Source organism: Burkholderia sp. Ac-20345, assembly GCF_017104825.1.
Taxonomy (GTDB): domain Bacteria; phylum Pseudomonadota; class Gammaproteobacteria; order Burkholderiales; family Burkholderiaceae; genus Burkholderia; species Burkholderia lata_B.
Genome location: NZ_JAAGPO010000038.1, coordinates 45,863 through 68,978, shown reverse-complemented (window position 1 = coordinate 68,978; position 23,116 = coordinate 45,863). Strand labels below are relative to the sequence as shown.

At 65.1% G+C, this 23,116-nt stretch carries 19 protein-coding genes and 2 pseudogenes; 17 read left to right on the top strand and 4 right to left on the bottom strand.

Features of this window, described 5'->3' with window-relative positions; all coding sequences use genetic code 11:
- Nucleotides 1-6 precede the first annotated feature (6 nt).
- Nucleotides 7-852, bottom strand: a pseudogene (selD, locus tag G3O06_RS16320) (selenide, water dikinase SelD); the annotation flags it as partial.
- 116 nt (nt 853-968) lie between these two features.
- On the opposite strand from selD, the gene G3O06_RS16315 reads away from it, so the two are divergent.
- On the top strand, nt 969-1,805 hold the full coding sequence (locus G3O06_RS16315; protein WP_174916309.1) for a DMT family transporter: 837 nt from the start codon (nt 969-971) through the stop codon (nt 1,803-1,805).
- A 34-nt stretch (nt 1,806-1,839) separates the two neighbouring features.
- On the opposite strand, the gene G3O06_RS16310 is transcribed toward G3O06_RS16315, so the two are convergent.
- The gene (locus G3O06_RS16310) at nt 1,840-2,943 is read right to left on the bottom strand and encodes a porin (protein ID WP_174971133.1); all 1,104 of its coding nucleotides are present in this window, start codon (nt 2,941-2,943) and stop codon (nt 1,840-1,842) included.
- A gap of 349 nt (nt 2,944-3,292) precedes the next feature.
- Here G3O06_RS16310 and G3O06_RS16305 point away from each other — a divergent pair, with 349 nt between their 5' ends.
- Genes G3O06_RS16305 through G3O06_RS16295 form a run of 3 tightly spaced genes read left to right on the top strand, consistent with a single transcriptional unit; the run spans nt 3,293 to nt 6,482 of the window.
- The gene (locus G3O06_RS16305) at nt 3,293-4,192 is read left to right on the top strand and encodes an N-formylglutamate amidohydrolase (RefSeq protein ID WP_205816758.1); all 900 of its coding nucleotides are present in this window, start codon (nt 3,293-3,295) and stop codon (nt 4,190-4,192) included.
- Complete coding sequence (locus G3O06_RS16300; protein WP_174971138.1) at nt 4,189-4,962, top strand: IclR family transcriptional regulator; 774 nt, start codon at nt 4,189-4,191, stop codon at nt 4,960-4,962. The genes G3O06_RS16305 and G3O06_RS16300 overlap by 4 nt, the downstream gene beginning before the upstream one ends.
- A gap of 29 nt (nt 4,963-4,991) precedes the next feature.
- Nucleotides 4,992-6,482, top strand: a complete 1,491-nt coding sequence (locus G3O06_RS16295) for a YfcC family protein (RefSeq protein WP_174916313.1) — start codon at nt 4,992-4,994, stop codon at nt 6,480-6,482.
- A gap of 120 nt (nt 6,483-6,602) precedes the next feature.
- Here the strand turns inward: G3O06_RS16295 and G3O06_RS16290 are convergent, their stop codons facing one another.
- Nucleotides 6,603-8,117 (bottom strand): PLP-dependent aminotransferase family protein, encoded by a 1,515-nt coding sequence (locus G3O06_RS16290; protein ID WP_205816757.1) that lies wholly within the window; start codon nt 8,115-8,117, stop codon nt 6,603-6,605.
- A 120-nt stretch (nt 8,118-8,237) separates the two neighbouring features.
- On the opposite strand from G3O06_RS16290, the gene G3O06_RS16285 reads away from it, so the two are divergent.
- The 12 genes from G3O06_RS16285 to G3O06_RS16230 all read left to right on the top strand — a co-directional run bounded on the left by G3O06_RS16285 (nt 8,238) and on the right by G3O06_RS16230 (nt 20,245).
- On the top strand, nt 8,238-9,527 hold the full coding sequence (locus G3O06_RS16285) for a 4-aminobutyrate--2-oxoglutarate transaminase (protein WP_174916315.1): 1,290 nt from the start codon (nt 8,238-8,240) through the stop codon (nt 9,525-9,527).
- A gap of 92 nt (nt 9,528-9,619) precedes the next feature.
- On the top strand, nt 9,620-11,089 hold the full coding sequence (gabD, locus tag G3O06_RS16280; RefSeq protein ID WP_205816756.1) for an NADP-dependent succinate-semialdehyde dehydrogenase: 1,470 nt from the start codon (nt 9,620-9,622) through the stop codon (nt 11,087-11,089).
- A 452-nt stretch (nt 11,090-11,541) separates the two neighbouring features.
- Nucleotides 11,542-12,669, top strand: coding sequence for a phosphoribosyltransferase domain-containing protein (locus tag G3O06_RS16275; RefSeq protein WP_205816755.1), 1,128 nt, complete (start codon nt 11,542-11,544; stop codon nt 12,667-12,669).
- Nucleotides 12,659-13,417 (top strand): trehalose phosphatase, encoded by a 759-nt coding sequence (locus tag G3O06_RS16270; RefSeq protein ID WP_205816754.1) that lies wholly within the window; start codon nt 12,659-12,661, stop codon nt 13,415-13,417. The genes G3O06_RS16275 and G3O06_RS16270 overlap by 11 nt, the downstream gene beginning before the upstream one ends.
- On the top strand, nt 13,410-14,504 hold the full coding sequence (locus G3O06_RS16265; RefSeq protein ID WP_205816753.1) for a cysteine protease StiP family protein: 1,095 nt from the start codon (nt 13,410-13,412) through the stop codon (nt 14,502-14,504). Before G3O06_RS16270 ends, G3O06_RS16265 begins: the two co-directional genes overlap by 8 nt.
- Nucleotides 14,501-15,451 (top strand): HpcH/HpaI aldolase/citrate lyase family protein, encoded by a 951-nt coding sequence (locus tag G3O06_RS16260; protein ID WP_241020063.1) that lies wholly within the window; start codon nt 14,501-14,503, stop codon nt 15,449-15,451. The genes G3O06_RS16265 and G3O06_RS16260 overlap by 4 nt, the downstream gene beginning before the upstream one ends.
- A 257-nt stretch (nt 15,452-15,708) precedes the next feature.
- On the top strand, nt 15,709-16,302 hold the full coding sequence (locus tag G3O06_RS16255) for a TerD family protein (RefSeq protein ID WP_174916320.1): 594 nt from the start codon (nt 15,709-15,711) through the stop codon (nt 16,300-16,302).
- Complete coding sequence (locus tag G3O06_RS16250; RefSeq protein WP_205816752.1) at nt 16,299-17,489, top strand: TerD family protein; 1,191 nt, start codon at nt 16,299-16,301, stop codon at nt 17,487-17,489. The genes G3O06_RS16255 and G3O06_RS16250 overlap by 4 nt, the downstream gene beginning before the upstream one ends.
- 48 nt (nt 17,490-17,537) lie before the next feature.
- Complete coding sequence (locus G3O06_RS16245; RefSeq protein WP_166889968.1) at nt 17,538-17,987, top strand: tellurite resistance TerB family protein; 450 nt, start codon at nt 17,538-17,540, stop codon at nt 17,985-17,987.
- An 11-nt stretch (nt 17,988-17,998) separates the two neighbouring features.
- The gene (locus G3O06_RS16240; RefSeq protein ID WP_205816751.1) at nt 17,999-19,030 is read left to right on the top strand and encodes a TerC/Alx family metal homeostasis membrane protein; all 1,032 of its coding nucleotides are present in this window, start codon (nt 17,999-18,001) and stop codon (nt 19,028-19,030) included.
- A gap of 28 nt (nt 19,031-19,058) precedes the next feature.
- Entirely contained in the window at nt 19,059-19,634 is a 576-nt protein-coding gene (locus G3O06_RS16235) for a TerD family protein (protein WP_174916323.1), read from the top strand.
- A 32-nt stretch (nt 19,635-19,666) separates the two neighbouring features.
- Nucleotides 19,667-20,245 carry a TerD family protein gene (locus G3O06_RS16230; protein WP_205816750.1) on the top strand — a complete coding sequence of 193 codons (579 nt, stop codon included), beginning with the start codon at nt 19,667-19,669 and terminating at the stop codon, nt 20,243-20,245.
- Nucleotides 20,246-20,363: 118 nt separating this feature from the next.
- Here G3O06_RS16230 and G3O06_RS16225 read toward each other — a convergent pair whose 3' ends face one another.
- Nucleotides 20,364-21,908 (bottom strand): PAS domain-containing methyl-accepting chemotaxis protein, encoded by a 1,545-nt coding sequence (locus tag G3O06_RS16225; RefSeq protein ID WP_205816749.1) that lies wholly within the window; start codon nt 21,906-21,908, stop codon nt 20,364-20,366.
- 324 nt (nt 21,909-22,232) lie between these two features.
- On the opposite strand from G3O06_RS16225, the pseudogene G3O06_RS16220 reads away from it, so the two are divergent.
- A pseudogene (locus G3O06_RS16220) lies at nt 22,233-23,078 on the top strand (class I SAM-dependent methyltransferase); the annotation flags it as partial.
- Between the last annotated feature and the right edge of the window lie 38 nt (nt 23,079-23,116).

Here is a 23,116-nt window from a genome sequence, read left to right as displayed (position 1 = left end):
TGTTCACCGGCCCGACGCGCCGGTGAACACGCCGTCGGCAACGAACGCCTCGACGCCCGCGAGCCACGGCAGCGACGCATAGTGCACGCGCGCGGTGAGGTGCGCGCCGCGCGCCAGCTCGAGCGTATGGCCGAGCAGGCCGAAGCCCGTGACGTCGGTCAGCGCATGCACGCCCGGCAGCGCGGCGAGCTCGGCGCCCGGCCGGTTCAGCTTGGTGGTCGTCGCGACCATCTGCGCGTAACCCGCTGCGTCGAGCTGGTTCTTCTTCAGCGCGGCGGACAGCACACCGACGCCGAGCGGCTTGCCGAGCACGAGCACGTCGCCCGCGCGTGCGGCCGCATTGCGCTTCACGCGCGACGGATGCACGACGCCGATCGCCGCGAGCCCGTAGATCGGCTCGACGGAATCGATCGAATGACCGCCCGCGACCGGAATGCCAGCCTCCGCGCACACCGATTCGCCGCCGCGCAGCACGGCCGCGATCGTCTCGTGCGGCAGCACGTTGATCGGCATGCCGACCAGTGCGAGCGCGAGGATCGGCTTGCCGCCCATCGCATAGACGTCGGACAGTGCGTTGGTCGCGGCGATGCGGCCGAAGTCGAACGGATCGTCGACGATCGGCATGAAGAAGTCGGTGGTCGCGACGATCGCCTGCTCGTCGTTGAGGCGGTAGACGGCCGCGTCGTCGGACGTCTCGGTGCCGACCAGCAGATCCGGGAACAGCGCGGGCGGCGTCGCGCGCTTCAGCAGCTCGGACAGCACGCCCGGCGCAATCTTGCAGCCGCAGCCGCCGCCATGCGACAGGCTAGTGAGGCGCGGAACGGCAGGCTGGGCTTGAGTGGCTTCGGTCATTGTCGGCATCCGGTGAATAACAACACGTCATTATCGACAATTCCATGCGAATGCGCCCGATACCCACATAATGACGGCGCCTCCTCCGCTCCCGCCCCTTGTCCGCCCCTTCGTCCATGGACCACCTCTTCATCGGCCTCGTGCTGTGCTCCGCGTTGCTGCACGCGATCTGGAATGCCTTCCTCCACGTCAGCGAAGACCGGCTCGTACAGCTCGGCACGATGTCACTGCCGTATTTCGTGTTCGGCGTCGCCGGCGCCGTGCTGCTGCCTGCGCCGGCGCCCGCCGCGTGGCCGTATATCGCCGGGTCGGCCGCGCTCGAGGTTGCGTACTGCTTCACGCTGGCGCGCGCGTACCGCAGCGGCGAGTTCGGGCAGATCTATCCGATCGCGCGCGGGATTTCGCCGCTGCTCGTGTCGGTGCTGGCGCTCGCATTCCTCCACGAACAGCCGACGCCGCTCGGCTTCGCGGGCATCGCGCTCGTGTCGTTCGGCATCATGTCGCTCGCGCTGCGGCGCGGCTTCCGGTTCTCCGGCGAAGGCGTGCCGTTTGCGCTGCTCACGGGCGTGTTCATCGCCGCGTATTCGATCTGCGACGGCATCGGCTCGCGCGTGTCCGGCAGCGCGCTCGGCTACATCGCGTGGGTGTACGTGCTGTGGAGCGTGCCGCAGTTCGTGCTGGTCTGCGCGGTGCGAGGCGGCCCGCGCGCGGTGCTCGGCTCGCGCACGGCACTCACGCAGGGCGCGATCGCCGGCACGATCTCGCTCGCCGCATACGGGATCGTGATCCTCGCGTACCGGTACTTGCCGGTCGGGACGGTGTCGGCGCTGCGCGAAACCAGCTCGATCTTCGCGGTCGCGATCGGCTGGCTCGTGATGCGCGAGCGGCCCGGCGCGCAGCGGCTCGCCGCGTGCGCGCTGGTGGTCGCGGGCGCGGCGCTGATCCGGCTGTAAGCAGAAAGCACCCCGCCCGCAACCTGCCGCCGCGTCAGAACTTGTGGCGGATACCCGTCACCGCGACGATCTGCGTGCGTGTGCTCGACGGATTCGAGATCCCTTCTATCGCGGCCACCGCGTTCGACGACGCGCGCTGGTAGAACGCATTCACGTAGATATCGGTGCGCTTCGACAGGAAATACTGCGCGCCGACGCTCGTCTGCAGGTAGTGCGAACTCGGCTTCGGCCCCTGCGACGCGAGCACCTGCGTGTAGGTTTCGCCGAGCGCGAACTGCAATGCGGGCGTCATCAGGTAGCGCACACTGCCCTCGTAGTTGTTGAAGCGCATCGCGCCGCCCGTCTGCAGGTTGAACAGCGAGCTCGTGTACAGCAGCCCGAACGTCGCGGCGCCCCACGCATACGCGCCGCCCGCGCCCCAGATCTGCTGGCGCGTCACGCCCTTGATGAACGTGTAGTAGTTGTCGGAGGCCGCCGCGCCGGTCGTATCGAGCGCCGGATGATCGACGCGCACGTACGCCGCGCCGAGTTGCAGCGGCCCGTTCTCGTAGCTCGCGCCGAGGCTCCACACGCGGTTTTGCGCGAACGACGTCGAATTCGAGAAACCGTACAGGCCGACCGCGCGCAGCCCGTACCACGTGGGCGTCTGGTACTGCACCGAGTTGTTGGTGCGGAACGTGTTGTTCAGGTCGTCGGTGTCGAACGGATGCAGCGCGTACTGCGTGAGCGCGGTGGTCGCGCCGATCTGCAGCGGCTCCAGCACTTCCTGCGCCGCGTTGTACTGGCGGCCCATCGTCAGCGTGCCCCAGCGGTCGTTTTCCAGCCCGACGTACGCCCGGCGCCCGAACAGCCGGCCGCCCTGGCTCGCGGCACCGCTCTCGATGTTGAAGCCGTTCTCGAGCCGGAACACCGCGCGCGTGCCGCCGCCGAGGTCCTCCTTGCCGAGCAGCCCGAAACGCGTGCCCTGCTCGTTGCCGCCGGTCGCCTGCCATGCAGCGTGGCCGTTCTGGTTGTTCGTGTACGTGATCCCCGAATCGACCACGCCATACAGCGTCACGCTCGATTGCGCCCGTGCTTGCGTCGCACCCGCCGCCATTGCGATACCCGCCAGCGCGACTGCCATCCCTTTCCGCTTCATCTCCGACCCCTTTTGTCGATTGAATATGGTGAGCGATTTATTTCGCTCGAAACGTGTTTTATTGAATAAAACATCGTCTTATTCATTGTCGAATTCGGCGATTTGAAGCGTCAAGCGATGCAAAAAAACGCACACGGGAGTCCAATGCCCCTGAATCATCAGGTGTTTCGAGGAATGAAACAGGCCCAATAACAACGGGCATTACAGGCCGATCTCGGCACGTAATCCCGGTATCGCAAAAAGCCCTTGACCGCGATTTTCAGTCGTTGTGAAATATTGATACGTTGTTTTAATGATTAAAACCAAATAACGAGACGCCTCGAGAAACTAGGTAAAGAACCTGATCCCCATGCTGACGTTTAATTGCAACAACGCGACTGCCGACGCATCGCCCGCGTATTTCGTCACGACGCCGACGGTGCCCGCCCTGCCGATCGTCGTCGACTCGCCGCACAGCGGCATCGCGTATCCGCCGGATTTCGCCACGGTCGCGCCCGACGACGCGATCCGCACCACGTGGGACGCGTACATCGACGAACTGTGGGCCGGCGCCCCTGCGCGCGGCGGCACGCTGCTCGGCGCGACGTTTCCGCGCGCGTACATCGATCCGAACCGTGCGGAAACCGACATCGACGCGATGCTGCTCGCCGAGCCGTGGCCCGAGCCGCTGTCGCCGCAGCCGTACACGCAGCGCGGGATGGGGCTGATCCGGCGCGACGCGCTGCCCGGCGTGCCGCTGTACGACCGCAAGCTGTCGCTCGCGGAGGTACGCCACCGGATCGACGCGTACTACCTGCCGTACCGCCACGCGCTCGCCGGCATCGCCGAGCCGCTGCATGCCGCGCACGGCGCGCTGTGGCACATCGACTGCCATTCGATGAAGTCGCGCGGCAACGCGATGAACGTCGACGCGGGCGCGCTGCGGCCGGACGTCGTCGTCAGCGACCGGCGCGGCACGACCGCCGACCCGGCCTTCACCGCGTGGACCGCGCAGTGGTTCACCGGCGCCGGCTATCGCGTACAGGTCAACGACCCGTACCAGGGCGGCGACCTGCTGACCGCGCTCGCCGATCCCACGCGGCAGCGCCACAGCATCCAGATCGAATTCAACCGCGCGCTGTACATGGACGAGGCCGCGTTCGCGAAACATGCGGGCTTCGCCGCGCTGAAGCGCTCGATCGACGCGTATCTCGATGCACTCGCCGACTACGTCCGCACGCGCATCGCGTCGCAAGGAGACACCGCATGACGACCTACATCGTCGACGCCGTCGACAGCGCGCTGAAGCTGCTGACCTACGTGGCCGAGCATCCGAACCTCGGCGTGACCGAGCTCGCCTCGCAACTCGGCATCAACAAGTCGCGCACGTACCGGATGCTGTGCACGCTCGAACTGCACCGCTTCGTCGTGCAGGACCCGCGCACGTCCACCTATGCGCTCGGTCCGCAGGCGTTCGTGATCGGCGTGGCCGCGTCGCAGCAGAACGCGCTCGTGCGCGCCGCACACCGGCACATGCTCGCGCTCAACCAGGCGATCAACGAGACCATCGTGCTGCGCGTACGCGAAGGGCTCGAATCGGTATGCGTCGCGCGTTGCGAGACGACGCACGCGGTGCGCACCGTCGGCGCGGTCGGCAATCGCCGACCGATCAATTTCGGCGCGTCGGGGAAGGTGCTGCTCGCGTTCGCGCCCGACGCGGTGCGCGACGAATATCTCGCGCAACTGCGCCGAAACGGGCAGGCCGACGACCCGGCGAAGCTCGCCGGCGAACTCGACGCGGTCGCCCGCAAGGGCTACGCGGTGAGCAGCGGCGAGGTGACGCCCGGCGCGGTCGGGATCGCGGTGCCGGTGCGCGACCTCACGGGCGCGACAGTCGCGTCGGTCAGCGTGACGGGGCCCGAGGTGCGCGTGAGCCACGCCGACATTCCCGACTATCTCGAACGCCTGCAGGCGTGCAGCCTCGCCATTTCCGCCGAACTCGGCTACGTCCCGGCGCGCGCCGCGCTGCAACCGGCCTGACGGGCCACTTCTTCTTCGACGAGGATCCGATGTCCGCCTCTTCCCCGAACCCGGCCGCCGCGCACGGCGCCGACACACCCGCGCTCGCGGCCGACGATCCGGCGGCGCCCGCCGGTCACGCGCCGCATCCGCACGGCAAGATGCTGCACCCCGTCGTGATGATGCTGTGGGTGCTCGCCGCCGCGATCGCACTCACGTGGCTCGTCGACTCGGGCCAGTTCGCGCGCAACGGCCGGCTCGTCGTGCCGGGCACCTATCACGTAGTGCCGAAGACGACCGCCCTCTCAACGCTCGTCGCGCCGGCCGTCAGCCACAGCACGTCCGCGCAGGCGCTGCCGGCAAGCCTGGTCTCGGCGTTCGTCGCGGTGCCGCAAGGGCTGCTGAAGAACGCGCCGCTGATCGTGATGGTGATGTTCGTCGGCGGGATGTTCGGCGTGATGCGCCGCACCGGCGTAGTCGACGCCGGCATCGACCGGCTGCTGCAGCTCACCGGCAACAATGCGTACCTGCTGACACCGATGCTGATGATCCTGATCGGGCTCGGCAGCACGCTGCTCGGCTTCATCTCCGAGTACCTCGTGATCATTCCGATGGTGGTCGTGATCGCGCGGCGCCTGGGTCTGTCCGACCTGTTCGCGGTCGCGCTCGTCGCGCTCGCCGCGAAGATCGGCTATATCGCGTCGGTCACTAACCCGCTCGCACTCGCCGTCGCGCAGCCACTGGTCGGCGTGCCGTTGTTCAGCGGCGTCGCGCTGCGCGCAGCCGTATTCGTCGTATTCCTGACGATCGGCATCCTGTACCTGCTGCGCCATGTGCGCAACACCGGCTATCAGGCCGGGCAGACCGCCGCGGGCCATGCCGCGCACGCAGCCGCGAAGCTGTCGCTGCGTCACAAGGCAACGCTGGTCGTGTTCGCCGCGGCGGTCGCGATGCTGATCTACGGCACGCGCGAACTGAAGTGGGGCAACGTCGAGCTGGCGGCGTTCTACACGGCCGTGAGCATCGCGACGGCCGTCATCGGCGGGCTCGATTCGCGCAGTGCGGCCGATGCGTTCGTCGACGGGATGAAGAACATGATCCTCGCCGCGCTGTTGATGGGGCTCGCGGCGTCCGTCGAACTGCTGTTGCAGAACAGCCTCGTGCTCGACACGCTGATCAACTTCTTCACGCGCCTCGCGGACGGGCAATCGCCGGTGTGGGTCGCGAACGGGCTGATGGGTGTGCAGATGGTGCTCGACGTGTTCATTCCGTCGGTGTCGGGCAAGGCCGCGGTCAGCATGCCGATCATCGGGCCGATCGCGCAGCTCTCGGGCGTGAGCGGCCAGACGTCGGTGCTTGCGTTCGTGCTCGGCGGCGGGCTGACGAACCTCGTCACGCCGACGTCGGGGATGCTGCTCGCGTATCTGGCAACGGCACGCGTCGATTTCGGCGCATGGATCCGCTTCGTGCTGCCGCTGTTCCTGACGCTGCTCGCACTGTCGTGCGTCGTACTGACGTTCGCTGTGTGGATCGGGTATTGAGGTTCGCGGCAGGATCTGCAGGACGCGCATGCGCTCTCAGCCGTCGAGAGCGCATGACGCCGTCCAGTCTCGATGGCCGCGGCGAGTGTCGTAACACCATGCCGTGACCGGAAGCGCTGCTCAAGCCAGCTCAACCGCCTTGCCAAACGCCCGCTCGTCGATCGCCTCGGCGAGCGTCGCGAACGCGGTCGCGATCTCGTCCTCCGGCACGCACGCATAACCGAGCAACAACCCCGACGCCGCACGTTCGCGATCCGCGTAATAGCCCGACAACGGCCGCACGACGATGTTGCGTTCGAGCGCGGCCTGCGCGACCGCGCGATCGTCGACGCCGTCCGGCAACTGCGTGACCAGATGCAGCCCCGCATCGCTGCCGAGCGCGTGCAGCGTGTCGCCATAGCGTTGCGCGACCGCGTCGAGCAGCACCTCGCGCCGCTGCCCGTACAGCGTGCGCATCTTGCGGATATGCGACACGAAGTGCCCTTCCGCGATGAATTCGGCCAGCACGGCCTGTTGCAGCAACTGCCCTTCGCGATACAGCTCGGCGCTCGCGGTCGCGAAACTTTCCGCGAGCGCCTCCGGCGCGACCAGATAGCCGACCCGCAGCCCGGGGAACAGCGTCTTGCCGAAACTGCCGACATAGATCACCTGCCCGGCCGTATCGAGACCCTGCAGCGACGCGAGCGGCCGGCTGCCGTAGCGGAATTCGCTGTCGTAGTCGTCCTCGATGATCCAGCAGCCGTGCTGGCGCGCGTATTCGAGCAGCATCCGCCGCCGCGCGAGGCTCATCACCATCCCGAGCGGATACTGGTGCGACGGCGTGACGAGCATCAGCTTCGGCGGTTCGGCGAGATCGGCGGCCGACGGCGCGATGCCTTCGTCGTCGACCGGGATCGGCCGCGTCGTCAGCCCCGACACGTTCAGTACGCTGCGCACGCCCCAATAGCACGGATCCTCGGTCCAGATCGCGTCGCCCGGGTCGGTCAGCAGCCGCACCGCGAGGTCGATCGACTGGTGGATCCCGGTCGTGATCACGATCTGCTCGGGCGTGCAGCGCACCGAGCGCGACGTGCGCAGGTAATCGGCCAGCGCCTCGCGCAGCAGCGCGAGCCCGCCGCCCGGCGCGTAGGTCAGCAGGTCGGGACGCAGCCGCCGCCAGTATTTGTTGTGCAACCGCGTCCACACGCGCGCCGGAAATCGCGACACATCGGGCACGCCCGGCATGAACGCGCCGCCCTGCCGTTTCGATACACCGGCGCCTTCGACGAGGCGCGTGCCGCGCGCGGACAGCCGCCGCGCGGACGGCTGCACGAGCGCCGGACGCGTGGCGGCGGCCGCGTCGGGCGGCGCACCGACGATCTCGTCCGGCGCGCTGTCGGCGACGAACGTGCCGCGGCCGGTCGCCGAGTTCACGTAGCCTTCGAGTGCAAGCTGTTCGTAAACCTGCGTGACCGTGTTGCGCGCGATCCCGAGCTCGGCGGCCAGGAGCCGCGACGACGGCACGCGCGTGCCGGCCGGCAGTTCACGCGACAGGATCGCCTGTTGCAGCAGCCGGTGAAGCTGCCGGTAGATCGGCTGTTCGCCGCCGCGCACGAGGCGCTGCGCCAGCCAGTCCGACAACACGCTCGCGCGCATGATTGGCTCCTGAATATTTATTGAAATGGCTCTGATTGTCAGAGCCAAATGTGATTATAGTCGCCTCCATGGGCTGTCGAAGCGCCCGATTTTCTACCCACCGGAAAGAACATCAAGGAGATGACCGTGAAGAATGCCGACCTGCAGGCCCGCAAGAACGCCGCCACCCCGCGCGGCGTCGGCGTGATGTGCGATTTCTACGCAGCCCGCGCCGAGAACGCGGAACTGTGGGATGTCGAAGGCCGCCGCTTCATCGATTTCGCCGCCGGCATCGCGGTACTGAACACCGGCCACCGCCACCCGAAGATCGTCAAGGCGATCGCGGATCAACTGAACAACTTCACGCACACCGCTTACCAGATCGTCCCGTACGCGTCGTACGTCGAGCTGGCTGAAAAGATCAACGAACGTGCGCCGGGCGATTTCCCGAAGAAGACCGCGTTCTTCACGACCGGCGCCGAAGCCGTCGAGAACGCGATCAAGATCGCGCGTGCAGCCACCGGCCGGCCAGGCGTCATCGCGTTCTCGGGCGGCTTCCACGGCCGCACGATGATGGGCATGGCGCTGACCGGCAAGGTCGCTCCGTACAAGCTGAACTTCGGCCCGTTCCCGGGCGACGTGTTCCACGCCCCGTACCCGAACGCCGTGCATGGCGTGACGACCGCCGACTCGATCAAGGCGATCGAGATGCTGTTCAAGGCCGACATCGATCCGAAGCGCGTCGCCGCGATCATCTTCGAACCGGTCCAGGGCGAAGGCGGCTTCTACGCAGCGCCGGCCGAGTTCGTACGCGCGTTGCGCAAGATCTGTAACGAGCACGGCATCCTGCTGATCGCCGACGAAGTCCAGACGGGCTTCGCGCGTACCGGCAAGCTGTTTGCAATGCAGCACTACGACGTGCTGGCCGACCTGATCACGATGGCGAAGAGCCTCGCGGGCGGCATGCCGCTGTCGGGCGTCGTCGGCCGTGCGGACGTGATGGACGCGGCAGCGCCTGGCGGCCTCGGCGGCACGTACGCGGGCAACCCGCTGGCCGTCGCATCGGCACACGCGGTGCTCGAGATCATCGAGGAAGAGAAGCTGTGCGAGCGCGCGACGCAACTCGGCGACGTGCTGAAGGCGAAGCTGAACGCACTGCAGGCCGACGTGCCGCAGATCGCCGACGTGCGCGGCCCGGGCGCGATGATCGCGGTCGAGTTCCTGAAGCCGGGTTCGGGCGAGCCGGATGCTGAATTCACGAAGCGCGTGCAGACGCGTGCGCTCGAGCGCGGCCTGCTGCTGCTCGTGTGCGGCGTGTACTCGAACGTCGTGCGCTTCCTGTTCCCGCTGACGATCACGCAAGCCGTGTTCGACGAAGCGCTCGTGATCCTCGAGGAAGTGCTGAAGGAAACGGTCGGCGTGCCGGCCTGAGTTCCCGTCGACTTCATCCATTGAATGCGCCGCCGCCGTCTTCATGACGGCGGCGGCCGTTTCATCCGTCCTTTTCGAAGCAGGTGATTCATATGAGCACTGTTCAGGAAACCCTGGCACTGAAAGACCCGTCGCTGTTCCGCCAGCAGGCGTACGTCAACGGCGAATGGCAAGGCGCGACGAACGGCGAGACGTTCGAGGTCCGCAACCCGGCGACGGGCGGGCTGCTCGGCACCGTGCCGGCGATGGGCACGGCCGAAACGCGTCACGCGATCGAAGCCGCGAACGCCGCATGGCCGGCGTGGCGCAAGAAGACCGCGAAGGAACGCGCGGTCGTCCTGCGCAAGTGGCACGACCTGATGATGGAAAACGCCGATGACCTCGCGCTGATCCTGACGACCGAACAGGGCAAGTCGCTGGCCGAAGCGAAGGGCGAGATCGGCTATGCCGCATCGTTCCTCGAATGGTTCGCGGAAGAAGGCAAGCGCGTGTACGGCGACACGATCCCGACGCCGGCGAGCGACAAGCGCATCGTCGTGACGAAGGAAGCGATCGGCGTGTGCGCGGCGATCACGCCGTGGAACTTCCCGGCGGCGATGATCACGCGCAAGGTCGGCCCGGCACTCGCGGCAGGCTGCCCGATCGTCGTGAAGCCGGCCGAGGCGACGCCGTTCTCCGCGCTCGCGATGGCCGTGCTGGCCGAGCGCGCGGGCGTGCCGGCCGGCGTGTTCAGCGTCGTCACGGGCGACCCGAAGGCGATCGGCGGCGAACTGACGTCGAACCCGATCGTGCGCAAGCTGTCGTTCACCGGCTCGACGCCGGTCGGCCGCCTGCTGATGTCGCAGTGCGCGGCGACGGTCAAGAAGGTGTCGCTGGAGCTCGGCGGCAATGCCCCGTTCATCGTGTTCGACGACGCCGATCTCGACGCGGCCGTGCAGGGCGCGATCGCATCGAAGTACCGCAACAGCGGCCAGACCTGCGTGTGCACGAACCGCTTCTACGTGCACGAAGCCGTGTACGACCAGTTCGCGCAGAAGCTCGCGGCGGCCGTCGGCCAGCTGAAGGTGGGCCGCGGTACGGAGCCGGGCGTCACGCAAGGTCCGCTGATCAACGAAGCCGCGGTGCTGAAGGTCGAGGCGCATATCGAGGACGCGCTCGCGAAGGGCGCGACCGTCGTGACGGGCGGCAAGCGCCACGCGCTCGGCCACGGCTTCTTCGAGCCGACCGTGCTGACGGGTGTCACGTCGGCGATGAAGGTCGCGAAGGACGAGACGTTCGGGCCGCTCGCGCCGCTGTTCAAGTTCAGCAGCGACGACGAAGTGATCCGCCTCGCGAACGACACCGAGTTCGGCCTCGCCGCGTACTTCTACAGCCGCGACATCGGCCGCGTGTGGAAGGTTGCGGAAGCACTCGAATACGGGATGGTCGGCGTGAACACGGGCCTGATCTCGAACGAAGTCGCGCCGTTCGGTGGCGTGAAGCAATCGGGCCTCGGCCGCGAAGGCTCGCACTACGGCATCGACGACTACGTCGTGATCAAGTACCTCTGCCTCGCCGTCTGACGGTTCAGGGCCTGCCACTTCGGTGACAGGCCCTGACTGACCGCCCGGAACCGGGCGGTCCGACGCGGGCCGGCGTCCCTCTCTCTCCGTCGTGCCCGCGTCATCTCGCCCCCTCCTCACCTCCCCCTTCCTCCCTCCTCCTCACCGCTTTCACGGGACCGCGCTCACCGCATCGGCTTTGGTCGAACGGCTGACCGTCGTCATCAGGCCACACCAGGCCCGCAAAGCCCCTCCTCTCTGACAAAACCGAAAAACGAAAACCATCGCGATATCGGTACAAGCGGACACCCACTAACCTTTCAAATTTGATACGATTCAATTTCATTTTGAAAGGTTTCGGGATGCCGGACCGAGGGTGCCGGCGCTCGGCGCGAACGCGGCTTGAACGACTGCGCATCAGGCGCAGGCGGTCGTCGTGGATCTTCGAGCCACGCTAAACGAGGATGCTGTTCATGGAAAGCCACGTAGGACCAACGTGCCTGCGCGCCCAACTCAAGCGGGGGCTGCTCGAAATCAAAGTCGACGCCGCCGCCCTGCCCCCTGCGAACCTGTTCGGTTTCGCAGAGCGCCGGAATCCCAAGCGAGCATTCCTCTTCGTATCCAAGGTCCTGGGCCGTCACATCCCGGTGCGCCCGTCGATCATGGCGGCCAGCTTCGAGCGCCTGGCGGCCGGAATTCCTGCGGACCTGCCCGGACCGGTACTGGTGATCGGCATGGCCGAAACCGCGGTGGGCCTCGGTGCCGGCGTGCACCGCGCCTATCGTGCGGGCCGCCCTGACAGCGTGTACCTCACCAGTACTCGTCATCCGCTGGGTACCAGCGTCTTTGCTCGATTCGAGGAAGAACACAGCCATGCGAGCGCTCATCTGATCCACTTGCCGGTCGATCCCGAGATTCGTGACCTGATGCTGAAGGCTCGATCGCTGATCCTCGTGGATGACGAAGCCTCCACCGGCAAGACCTTCCTGAACCTGCACCGCGCGCTGGTCGAAGCAGGTCTGAGCAACGTCCAGCGAGTAGTCACGTGCGTCCTGACGGACTGGACTGCCGGTGCCACTCGTCACGCCATCGGGGAACAGGTCACCGCGGTATCGCTGCTGACCGGCTCCTACCAGTTCCACGAGGATCAGTCCGCGCCCCTCCCGGATATGCCGAACGTCGGCGCCGTTTCCATGAGCGAATGGCCTCTCTCGCCCCGCAATGACTGGGGACGCCTGGGCGTTCGGGATGTGGACGACACGCTCGCGCCGGCGGTTCAGGTCCAGCCCGGCGAGAAAGTCATTGTCGTAGGTACCGGCGAGTTCGTCTGGCGTCCTTTTCTGCTGGCGGAACGCCTGGAGCGATCTGGCGCGGATGTCCACTTCAGCTCGACCACACGGTCCCCCATCGCTCTGGGCCATGCCATCGAGCACGCGCTGTCGTTCCCCGACAACTACGGCCTCTGTATTCCGAACTTTCTCTACAACGTGAAGCCCGGCCAGTTCGACCGGGTCCTGATCTGCACGGAAACCCCCTCTCAGGCACTACCTGCAGAACTCGTCGACGCACTGAAAGCAGAGGTGATTGTCGATGAGCGGTAATCGCCCCCTGGCATTCGTCGACCTCGACGACACCCTGTTCCAGACCGCCCGCAAGATGACGGAAGGCGTCCCGCGAACCGCGGCCACGCTGGACGTGCACGGTCAGCCAAACGGCTTCATGGACCCGGCCCAGCACGCGTTCATCACGTGGTTGCTCGCCACCGCCGACGTCGTTCCGGTCACCGCGCGCAGCGTGGAGGCATACGGCCGCGTCATGCTTCCCTTCACCGAAGGCGCAATCTGCTCGCATGGGGGCGTCATGCTCCGTCCCGACGGGTTACTCGATCGAAGCTGGCACGGGCGAATGGTCGAGGTCCTCCGGAGCGTTCATGACCGACTGCCGGCACTGAGCGAGGCCACGCTGGAGATCGGCAGGAAACTCGGCTACTCACTCCGCGGCTGGGTGGTGGAAGAAGAAGGCTTGCGCCACTACGTGGTGGTCAAGCACAACGAGTCCGACGACTCGGTGCTCGCCGAAGTGCTGGCCGAAGTTCGGTCCCGGCGCATGGTGGACGGCATGCACGTTCACGCCAACGGCAACAACCTCGCCTTCCTGCCAACGGGGCTGGCCAAGCGCGCCGCCGTTCAGGAGTGGTTGCGCCGCGACCGTGAGATCCACGGCGAGCGACCGGTCCTGGGCTTCGGCGACAGCATCACCGATCTGGGGTACATGGACCTCTGCCACATGTGGGCGACACCGGCGCGCAGCCAGCTTGCGAATTGGGTGACGGGGACGATCCATGGGTAATCGCCTCGCGAGCCTGAACACCGTCGGCAGCGGCAGCTATGCCCCCGAAGACGTGCACTTTCTTCTGCGACACGTGCGGATGAGCGTCACCGACGTCGAGGAGAAGGAGCGTCTGATTCAGTCGAATCAAAAACACTACTCGGAAATGATCGGCCTCGAGCAGGCGCCCACCGACGTGCACAAGAGCCTTTACGCCCGCGCGCTGGTGCAGAACGGCGCCCGCATGGCTTCGGATGTGCAGTCCCTGGCGATGGCACTGAGTGCCGCTTACACCGGGCCGGACATCGCGCTGGTCTCATTTGTTCGCGCTGGCCTGCCGCTTGGCGTGCTGCTGCGCCGGGCACTCGTGGAGATGGGGCGCGACGCCCGCCACTACGGGATCAGTATCATTCGCGATCGCGGAATCGACACGGTTGCCCTGGAAGCCATCGTCCGGTTGCATGGCGCGGAAAACATCGTCTTCGTAGATGGCTGGACCGGCAAAGGTGCCATTTCCGGCGAACTCGCACGGACCCTGGCGGACGACACGCGTTTCCCTGAAGGTCCGCGCCTCGTGGTTCTGGCAGATCCGTGCGGCCGCGCGTGGCTGGCTGCCTCCGCGAAAGACTGGACAATTCCGTCCGGCATTCTCGGTGCAACCGTTTCCGGGCTGGTGTCCCGCACCATCTGGCCGACTCAAGGCGGCCTGCATGGTTGCGTGGTCTACGAACACCTGCGCGAACACGATGTAACACGCGAGTTCATCGACAGGATCGACGCCGAACGTCGGGAACTGGCAGACGCTCGACCTGCCGCTCCTTGGACCAACGATCAGCGACTGACGCTCCAGGCGTCCGCGGACGACGTGGTGTCCGCGTTGGCAACCCGCTTCGACATCGGCAACCTGAACCGCGTGAAACCGGGTATCGCCGAGGCAACCCGAGCGGTCCTGCGCCGTGTGCCGGATCGCGTACTGGTACGTGACCGCAATGACAGCGACGTTCAGTTGCTGCTGCACCTCACCGAACGCGCGGGCGTGACCGTAGAGGAAGCCGGCGCCGATCTGGGTCCGTACCGCGCGGCAACAATCATTCGGAATGCGAATTGATTAATACCATCTCTCCGTTCGCCCTCGGCGCAACTCTGTACATGCCGGCCACCCGCAGCGACATTCTGGATGTGGTTTCCGGCACCAGGCTCCCGGAGCTGCGCTCGCTGGTGGTCTGTCTGGAAGACGCGGTGGCGGCAATCGACGTCGAAAGCGCGCTGGTGAACCTGCGGGCGCTCCTCATGAATATCGATGCCCGGGGAGGGCGCGTCGAATCCGGTCCCTTGTTGTTCGTTCGGCCACGTGATGCCGCGATGGCCGCGGTGCTGAACGACTGGCCGCTGATGAAGCACGTCGATGGGTTCGTCGTACCCAAGTTGACCCTGCAATCCCTTTCGTCGTGGGAGAACGCGGTCAGTCATCCTGGCCTGTACCTCATGCCTACCCTGGAGACGGCCGACGTCTATGACCCGGGCGCAATGGTAGAGCTTGGCTCGGCCCTGAAGGCCAACTTGAACCGACGCATCATCGCGCTGCGAATCGGCGGCAACGACCTGATGGGTTGTCTTGGTCTGCGGCGCAATCCGGCCACCACGCTCTACAGCACGCCCCTCAGCTACGTGATTCCCATGCTTGCCGGAATCATGGGGGCCCAGGGATTTGCCCTGACCGCGCCCGTCTTCGAGCAACTCGCCACGCCCCATCTCCTGAACGAGGAGTTGGAACTGGACATCGCTCATGGCCTGGTAGGGAAGACGGCCATTCACCCGAGCCAGATCCGCATCATTCAGGAGGCGCTGCGCGTGAGCCTCGAGGACTTCAACTGCGCCAGGCTGATCGTCAACGATGCGGCCCCTGCCGTTTTCAAGCACAACGACGCGATGTGTGAGCCGGCAACCCACTACAAGTGGGCGGTCAACATCCTTGAACGTGCCAAATGGCATGGGGTGAAGCCCACCGCCCCGAGTAGCAGCGAACACGGCGTCCGACTGGCGAAGGCCGGCTGATGAGCGTGGAAATGCGTGAGGCTGCCCCCAAAGGAACACGGCCTACTGTCCGCCGACCCGATGTCGGCCGAGCAGCAGCGGCGACTTGCATCCGGACCATGAGTAAGCGGCTGCCGCGCAAGACGAGTCATGGCGACTCTTTCCCCGTGTGGCGGCAATCCCGCTCGCGGTTCAGCAAAGCCGGGAACTCGGGATTGTGACTCCGTCCGATCCCTCAAACGAACACTGAACACTGACGATCAACAAGGAGCGTAAAGATGGCACTCACCCTGAGCAAGAATCAGAGCATCTCGCTGGAAAAAACCGCCGGCCGTGGCTTGACCTCGATCAGTCTGGGCCTGGGTTGGGACCCGGTAAAGTCCGGCGGCTTCTTCTCCAAGATGCTGGGTGGCGGCAGCAACGACATCGACCTCGATGCTTCCTGCATCCTGCTGGACGGCGACATGAAATCCGTCGATCTGGTCTGGTTCCGACAACTGGAATCCAAGGACGGTGCCATCGAGCACTCCGGCGACAACCTGACGGGTGAAGGTGATGGCGACGATGAAACCATCCACGTCGACCTGCAGCGCCTGCCGGGCACCGTCCAGCACCTGGTGTTCACCGTGAACAGCTTCCGCGGTCAGACGTTCGACCAAGTCGAAAACGCCTACTGCCGCATCCTCGACGGCTCGAAGAACCAGGAGCTGGCGCGCTTCAACCTGGCGGAGAAAGGTCGCCACACCGGTGTTGTAATGGCTAGCCTCAGCCGTGGCGGCGGCGGCTGGGAATTCAAGGCGATCGGCCAGTCCACCCACGGCCGCACCGCGGACGATCTCGTCAATCTGGCGATTCAGGCGGTGCGAGCATGACGACACTGGTCCCTGGGGGAAATGCGCCGGTTGCCACCGGTCAATTGCGTGTGGACATCAGCTACGCTCCGATTCCAGGCGCCGAGATCGACATCTCTGCATTTGCGCTCACCTCCGCCGCGAAAGTCCGAGGCGATGGCGACATGTGCTTCTACGGCCAAACCAGTGTCCTGGGTGGCGCGGTTCAGTTGACCACCACCACGACCGGCCGGGCAACGTTCACCGTGGATCTCGGGCGGATCGACCCTGCCGTCGAGAAAGTCGCGCTCACCGCGACCATCCATGAGAACAAGGCGACCTTCGACAGCGTTTCGATGCTGGCAGTGGCCGTTACGGGAGGGATCGAAGCGCGGATTCCGACTGCCGGGATGAACGAGACTGCGCTGATCCTCGGGGAGTTTTACCGGCGTCAGGACGCGTGGAAGTTCCGCTGTGTCGCACAAGGCTTTGCAGGCGGCCTGGAGCCGCTGGCAAAGCACTTCGGAGTCGACATTGCCACGCCTTCCGATAGCCCGACGCAGAGCCCTCCCGTACCGGCGCCGGCGCTCGCACCGGTACCGCCTGGCGCGCCGACGTCCACGATCCGGCTCAGCAAAATCACGCTCGACAAATCGCGCCCCAGCATCAGTCTGGAGAAGACCGCTGCCGGCTTCGGTGAAATCAAGGTGAACCTGAACTGGAACCAGGGTACGAGTGGCCTGCTCGGCGGCTTCCTGGGAAAACGCGGTGCCATCGACCTGGACCTGGGTTGCCTGTTCGAAATGCAGGACGGATTCAAAGGGGCCGTGCAGGCGCTCGGCAAGCGCTTCGGCGATCTGCGCGAGGAACCGTACATCCAGCTCATGGGAGATGACCGTACCGGCTCGGTTGCCGATGGCGAGTGGCTTCGCATCAATGGGCAACAGTGGAACAAGATCGAACGCATCCTGATTTTCGCGTTCATCTACGACGGCGCTCCGAACTGGAAGGCAACTGATGGTGTTGTAACCATTTTCGTGCCTGGCCAATCCGAAATCGAAGTTCGCATGAATGAGGAGGGAGGCCGCCACGGCATGTGCGCGATTGCCCTTCTTGAAAACGTGAACGGGGCCGTCAAGGTCTCTCGTCGAGTCGACTTCCATCCCGGACACGAGGAAATGGATCGTGCCTACGGCTGGGGTATGCGCTGGAAAGCAGGCTCCAAGTAACCATTGACCCGGCGGGGCCGTCCGGCCCCGCTCACTGAGAGGAAACACATGCTCGACTGGCTGAAAACCAACGCGGCCAAAGCCCGCGAAACCTTGACCATCGAAGTCGCCAAATTCAAGAACCGAACGTTCATGGAGGCAACCGCCAATGCTTGTGCGCTGATCTCCGCCGCGGATGGCGAGATCAAATCCGAAGAGAAGCTGAAGATGGTCGGCTTCATCAACAACTCCCCGGAATTGAAGGTCTTCAACCTGAACGACGTGATCACGGTGTTCAGCGACGCCTGCGGCAAGTTCGAATTCGATTTCCAGATCGGCCAGGCCGAGGCGCTGAAGGCCATCGGCAAGATCAAGGGCAAGGACGGCGAAGCACGCTTGCTGGTGCGCGTGGCCTGTGCCATTGGCGCATCCGACGGCCATTTCGACGACAAGGAAAAAGCGGCTTGCCGCCTGATTTGCCTGGAGCTCGGCTTGAACCCGGTTGACTTCGAACTGTAGGAAACCGAAACGTGGAAACGACACACATTGGCTTCCCGCCGCTGACCATGGCGGTATTCGTCGGCCTGGCACTGGCCGCCCTGCTGCTGGACATGGCTACCCACCGCGACGACAAGCCGATCACCCTCGCCCGAGCGTCGATCTGGTCGGTATTCTGGGTGGCCATCTCCCTTGCATTCGCCGGCTTCCTGTACGTGCAGCATGGCGCGGAAGTGGCCAGCCTGTTCCTTACCGGTTATGCACTGGAGAAGGTCCTCTCCGTCGACAACCTGTTCGTCTTCATGGCGATCTTCGCCTGGTTCAAGGTCCCTGACGGCTTGCGTCACCGCATTCTTCACTGGGGCATCATCGGGGCCATCGTATTCCGTGGTGTCTTTGTCGTCATCGGTACCGGCCTGCTGGCATTCGGACCCTGGGTCGAGATCGTCTTCGCGCTGATCGTGGCGTGGACCGCCGTCATGATGCTCAAGGGCGGTGACGACGATGACGAGGCGAAGGATTACTCGCAGCATCTTGCTTGCCGCTTCGCGAAAAAGCTCTTCCCCGTATGGCCCAGGCTGCACGGTCACAACTTTTTCGTGAGCCGCAAGAAGCTCGAGGCGGAAGTACGGACGTCCGAGAGGGACATGAGCCTGGCGGCCAAGGGCGGCCTGTTCGCTACTCCGCTGTTCCTCTGCCTGGTCGTGATCGAAGTGTCCGACGTCCTGTTCGCGTTCGACTCGGTCCCGGCGGTCATTGCGGTCAGCCGTGAACCTCTGATCGTCTACTCGGCGATGTTGTTCGCAATCCTTGGCCTTCGCACGCTGTATTTCGTTCTGGAAGCGCTGAAGCGCTACGTGGTGCATCTGGAAAAGGCAGTGGTCGTATTGCTGTTCTTCATCGCGGCGAAGTTGGGCTTGAACGCGACCGACCATCTGTTCCACCACGGCATCAGCATCTCCCCGAACACCAGCCTGCTCATCGTACTGGTTGTCCTGGCAATCGGAATCCTGGCCAGCGTGATCTTCCCGAACAAGGAAGAGGCGCAAGCCGAAAATCAGTAACCCGTCACAACCCAAAGGAGCTGTTTTCATGGCACTGACTCTTCAAAAAGGCGGCAACCTCTCCCTATCCAAAACCGACCCGAGCCTGACCAGGATCCTGGTGGGCCTGGGCTGGGACCCGCGCGCGACCGATGGCACCGAGTTCGATCTGGACGCCAGCGCCTTCCTGCTGGGGGCCAACGGCAAAGTCCGCGGTGAAGCCGACTTCATCTTCTACAACCAATTGCGCAGCCAGGACGGTTCTGTCGAGCATACCGGCGACAACCGTACCGGCGCTGGCGACGGCGATGACGAAGTTCTCAAGGTCGACCTGAGCCGCGTTCCGGCCGACATCGACAAGATCGCCTTCACCGTCACCATCCACGACGCCGAAGCGCGCAAGCAGAACTTCGGCCAGGTCAGCAATTCGTTCATCCGCGTCGTGAACGAGATCTCCGGCGCCGAGGTGGTCCGCTACGACCTGGCGGAAGACGCCTCCACCGAAACCGCGATGATCTTCGCGGAGTTGTACCGCAGCAGCGGCGAGTGGAAATTCCGCGCCGTGGGCCAAGGCTACGCCGGCGGCCTGCGTGCCCTGGCCAACGGCTACGGCATGAACTTCTGAACAGTCTCCTTACCTGAACAAGGAATCACACCATGGCTGTAAGTCTGTCCAAAGGCGGTAATGTCTCCCTGTCGAAAGAGGCACCGGGCCTGAGCGAAGTTGTCGTCGGCCTGGGCTGGGACCCGCGAGTCACCGACGGCACCGAGTTCGACCTCGACGCGTCGATCTTCGTTACCGGTGAAAGCGGCAAAGTCCTGAACGACGCCAGCTTCATCTTCTACAACAACAAGAAGTCCGCCGACGGCTCCATCGAGCACCTGGGCGACAACCGCTCCGGCCAGGGCGATGGCGATGACGAGCAGGTCAACGTGAAGCTCACGGGTCTGGCGGCCGACGTGAAGAAGCTGGTCTTCGCCGTCACGATTCACGATGCCGAGGCCCGCAAGCAGTCATTCGGCCAGGTGAGCAACGCCTATATCCGCGTCCTGAACAAGGCCGACAGCAAGGAAATCGCCCGCTACGACCTATCCGAAGACGCTTCCACCGAAACCGCCATGATCTTCGGCGAGCTGTATCGCCACAACGACGAATTCAAGTTCAAGGCAATCGGACAAGGCTTCACTGGTGGCCTGAAGCCTCTGGCGGAAGCTCACGGTGTGAGCATCGGTTAATCCGAAAGGCAGGAAAATCCCTGGTTTGACCGATCCCGCCGTTCAGTTCGCAACTGAACGGCGTACTCCAAGCATGATGTCGGTCGGAATGCGTGAAGGCCAACGGTTCAAGCCACGCTCAACGGAACACGTTCACCGCATCCACCAGCCGCGTCGCCTGCTGCTTCAGGCTCTCCGACGCCGCGGTACTCTGCTCGACCAGCGCCGCGTTCTGCTGCGTGATGTTGTCGAGATGCACGACCGCCTGGTCGACCTGCGACACGCCGGTGCTCTGCTCGGCCGTCGACGAGCTGATCTCCGCGATCAGGTCCGACACGCGCTTCACCTGCGCGACGATGTCCTCCATCGTCTTGCCCGCCTCGTCCACGCGCCGCGCGCCCGACTCGACACGGTCGACGCTCGCACCGATCAGCGTCTTGATCTCCTTCGCCGCGTTCGCGCTGCGCTGCGCGAGCGCCCGCACCTCACCGGCGACCACCGCGAAGCCGCGGCCTTGTTCGCCTGCGCGTGCCGCTTCGACCGCCGCATTCAGCGCAAGGATGTTCGTCTGGAACGCGATGCCGTCGATCACGCCGATGATGTCGGCGATCTTGCGCGAGCTGGCCGTGATGTCGCTCATCGTCGTGACGACCTCGCCCACCGCTTGCCCGCCGCGCCCCGCCGCCTCGCTGGCCGACATCGCGAGCCGGTTCGCCTGCAGCGCGGTCTCCGCGTTGCTATCGACGGTCGCCGTCATCTCGGCCATCGATGCGGCCGTCTCCTGCACGCTCGACGCAGCCTGCTCGGTACGCGCGCTCAGGTCGTTGTTGCCCTGCGCGATCTCGTTGCTCGCGCGCTGCACGTTGTGCACCTGCTCGCTGACGTCGTCGACGAGCCAGCGGAACATCAGCCCGAGCTGGTTGATCGTGCGCAGCGTCATGCCGATCTCGTCGACGCGGTTCATCCGCACGCCGCGCCGGCTTTCGCCGGTCGCGACGTTCAGCGCCTGGTCGTGCAGCCGCTTCAGCGGACGCACGATCTGCGCGTCGAGCCACAGGCCGGCCGCCGCCGCCACGCCGACCGTCACACCGGCAAACGCGGCGAGCCCGCCGCCAGCCAGCCCGCATGCCCAGCCCGCGCCGACGACCGCCGGTGCAAGCACGCACAGCGCCGAATGCACACGCGCGCGCACCGACATCGTCTGCGACAGCGACGCGATACGCAGCAGCCCCGTGCGGATCACCAGCCCCCTGTAAAACCGGCGCTGACCGGCCTTGCCTTCGCGGAACGCGCGATACAGCGCATCGGCGGCCTCGCTCTCGTCGTGCGGCGCCTTCGTGCGCACCGACATGTAGCCCTGCGGCTCGCCGTCGCGCATCACGGGAATCGCGTTCGCACGCACCCAGTAGTGATCGCCGTTCTTGCGGCGGTTCTTCACGAGCGCGGTCCACGGCTCGCCGCGCCTGAGCGTCGCCCACATGTCGGCAAACGCTTCGCGCGGCATGTCCGGGTGCCGCACCACGTTGTGCGGCTGGCCGACGAGTTCCTCGTTCGTGAAGCCGCTCACCTGCGCGAACGTCGTGTTGGCGTAGGTGATGATGCTGTCTGCGTCGGTCGTCGACATCAGCGTGACGTCGTCGGGAAAATCGAATTCCTGTTGGGTAACGGGCTGGTTATTGCGCATGCAAGGCTCCGAAAGGCGGATCTATCGTCCGCGCCGCGCTGAATTCACGCTCAGTAGCCGAAAAACGGTTTATCGCTTTACGACGGTCTTCATCTTACTGTCGGCATATTGGGGAAAAACCTTACCCTTTCCTCGCATAAAATATTCAATTCGGCGGACGCCATGATTTGGATCAAATAATCCGGCAGTAATCGCCGCTCGTTTTCATCCGCATGTCACGCCACGCTGCCCGGCCACACCGCACGGCACGCCAATGCCGTCGGCCGTTGCACGCGGCGAAACGATTCCGTCTATCCTGCTCCATTCAACCGGCATTCGAATTCGATGAAAAAGGCATTGCACGAACTGAATCGGCTTTCCTGGAATACGGCGACAGTCGCGCATAACAGTCATAAGGGCGATCAGGCTGCATTTTTCCGGGAAGGCGGCTCGACGCTCTTTCCGGAAGAACGCGAACTACTCGGCGACATCAGCGGGCTGCGACTCCTGCACCTGCAGTGCAACGCGGGGCAGGACACGCTGAGCCTCGTGCGCGACGGCGCGGATGCGACGGGCGTCGACATCTCCGACGAAGCGATCGCCTTCGCACGGCAACTGTCGGCCGACGCGGGTCTGCCCGCGCGTTTCGAGCGCGCCGACGTGCTCGACTGGATGCCCGAGGCCGCCGCGCGCGGCGAGCGCTTCGATCGCGTGTTCACGTCGTACGGCGCGATCTGCTGGCTGTCCGACCTGAACGCGTGGGCGCGCGGGATCGCCGCGCTGCTCGCGCCGGGCGGCCGTTTCGCGATGGTCGAGTTCCATCCGTTCGCGCTGTATTTCGACGAACACTGGAAGCCGCACTACGACTATTTCAAACGCGACGCGACCAAGGAGCCGGCGGGTGTCGGCGATTACGTCGCCGCATCCGGCATGGGGCTCGGCGCGCAGCACGACCATCCGGGCGTCGTCGATTTCGCGAACCCGCATCCGAGCTACGAGTTCATGTGGGGCATCGGCGAAGTCGTGAACGCGCTCGTGTCGGCCGGGCTCGCGATCGACCGCCTGACCGAATATCCGTATGCGAACGGCTGGAAGGGCTTCGACGGGATGCGCGAGCTGGACGGTCACCGGATGGTGCCGCCCGACGGCATGCCGCGCCTGCCGCTGATGTATGCAATCGCCGCGCATCGTTTCGAAAACAGCACAGCGGTGATGCAGCGAAACGGCTG

Excerpts from the sequence above, each read along its gene's own strand:
- G3O06_RS16315 (WP_174916309.1), top strand. The coding sequence starts at position 969 with ATGGACCACCTCTTCATCGGCCTCGTGCTGTGCTCCGCGTTGCTGCAC.
- G3O06_RS16310 (WP_174971133.1), bottom strand. The coding sequence starts at position 2,943 with ATGAAGCGGAAAGGGATGGCAGTCGCGCTGGCGGGTATCGCAATGGCG.
- G3O06_RS16305 (WP_205816758.1), top strand. The coding sequence starts at position 3,293 with ATGCTGACGTTTAATTGCAACAACGCGACTGCCGACGCATCGCCCGCG.
- G3O06_RS16300 (WP_174971138.1), top strand. The coding sequence starts at position 4,189 with ATGACGACCTACATCGTCGACGCCGTCGACAGCGCGCTGAAGCTGCTG.
- G3O06_RS16295 (WP_174916313.1), top strand. The coding sequence starts at position 4,992 with ATGTCCGCCTCTTCCCCGAACCCGGCCGCCGCGCACGGCGCCGACACA.
- G3O06_RS16290 (WP_205816757.1), bottom strand. The coding sequence starts at position 8,117 with ATGCGCGCGAGCGTGTTGTCGGACTGGCTGGCGCAGCGCCTCGTGCGC.
- G3O06_RS16285 (WP_174916315.1), top strand. The coding sequence starts at position 8,238 with ATGACCGTGAAGAATGCCGACCTGCAGGCCCGCAAGAACGCCGCCACC.
- gabD (WP_205816756.1), top strand. The coding sequence starts at position 9,620 with ATGAGCACTGTTCAGGAAACCCTGGCACTGAAAGACCCGTCGCTGTTC.
- G3O06_RS16275 (WP_205816755.1), top strand. The coding sequence starts at position 11,542 with ATGGAAAGCCACGTAGGACCAACGTGCCTGCGCGCCCAACTCAAGCGG.
- G3O06_RS16270 (WP_205816754.1), top strand. The coding sequence starts at position 12,659 with ATGAGCGGTAATCGCCCCCTGGCATTCGTCGACCTCGACGACACCCTG.
- G3O06_RS16265 (WP_205816753.1), top strand. The coding sequence starts at position 13,410 with ATGGGTAATCGCCTCGCGAGCCTGAACACCGTCGGCAGCGGCAGCTAT.
- G3O06_RS16255 (WP_174916320.1), top strand. The coding sequence starts at position 15,709 with ATGGCACTCACCCTGAGCAAGAATCAGAGCATCTCGCTGGAAAAAACC.
- G3O06_RS16250 (WP_205816752.1), top strand. The coding sequence starts at position 16,299 with ATGACGACACTGGTCCCTGGGGGAAATGCGCCGGTTGCCACCGGTCAA.
- G3O06_RS16245 (WP_166889968.1), top strand. The coding sequence starts at position 17,538 with ATGCTCGACTGGCTGAAAACCAACGCGGCCAAAGCCCGCGAAACCTTG.
- G3O06_RS16235 (WP_174916323.1), top strand. The coding sequence starts at position 19,059 with ATGGCACTGACTCTTCAAAAAGGCGGCAACCTCTCCCTATCCAAAACC.
- G3O06_RS16230 (WP_205816750.1), top strand. The coding sequence starts at position 19,667 with ATGGCTGTAAGTCTGTCCAAAGGCGGTAATGTCTCCCTGTCGAAAGAG.
- G3O06_RS16225 (WP_205816749.1), bottom strand. The coding sequence starts at position 21,908 with ATGCGCAATAACCAGCCCGTTACCCAACAGGAATTCGATTTTCCCGAC.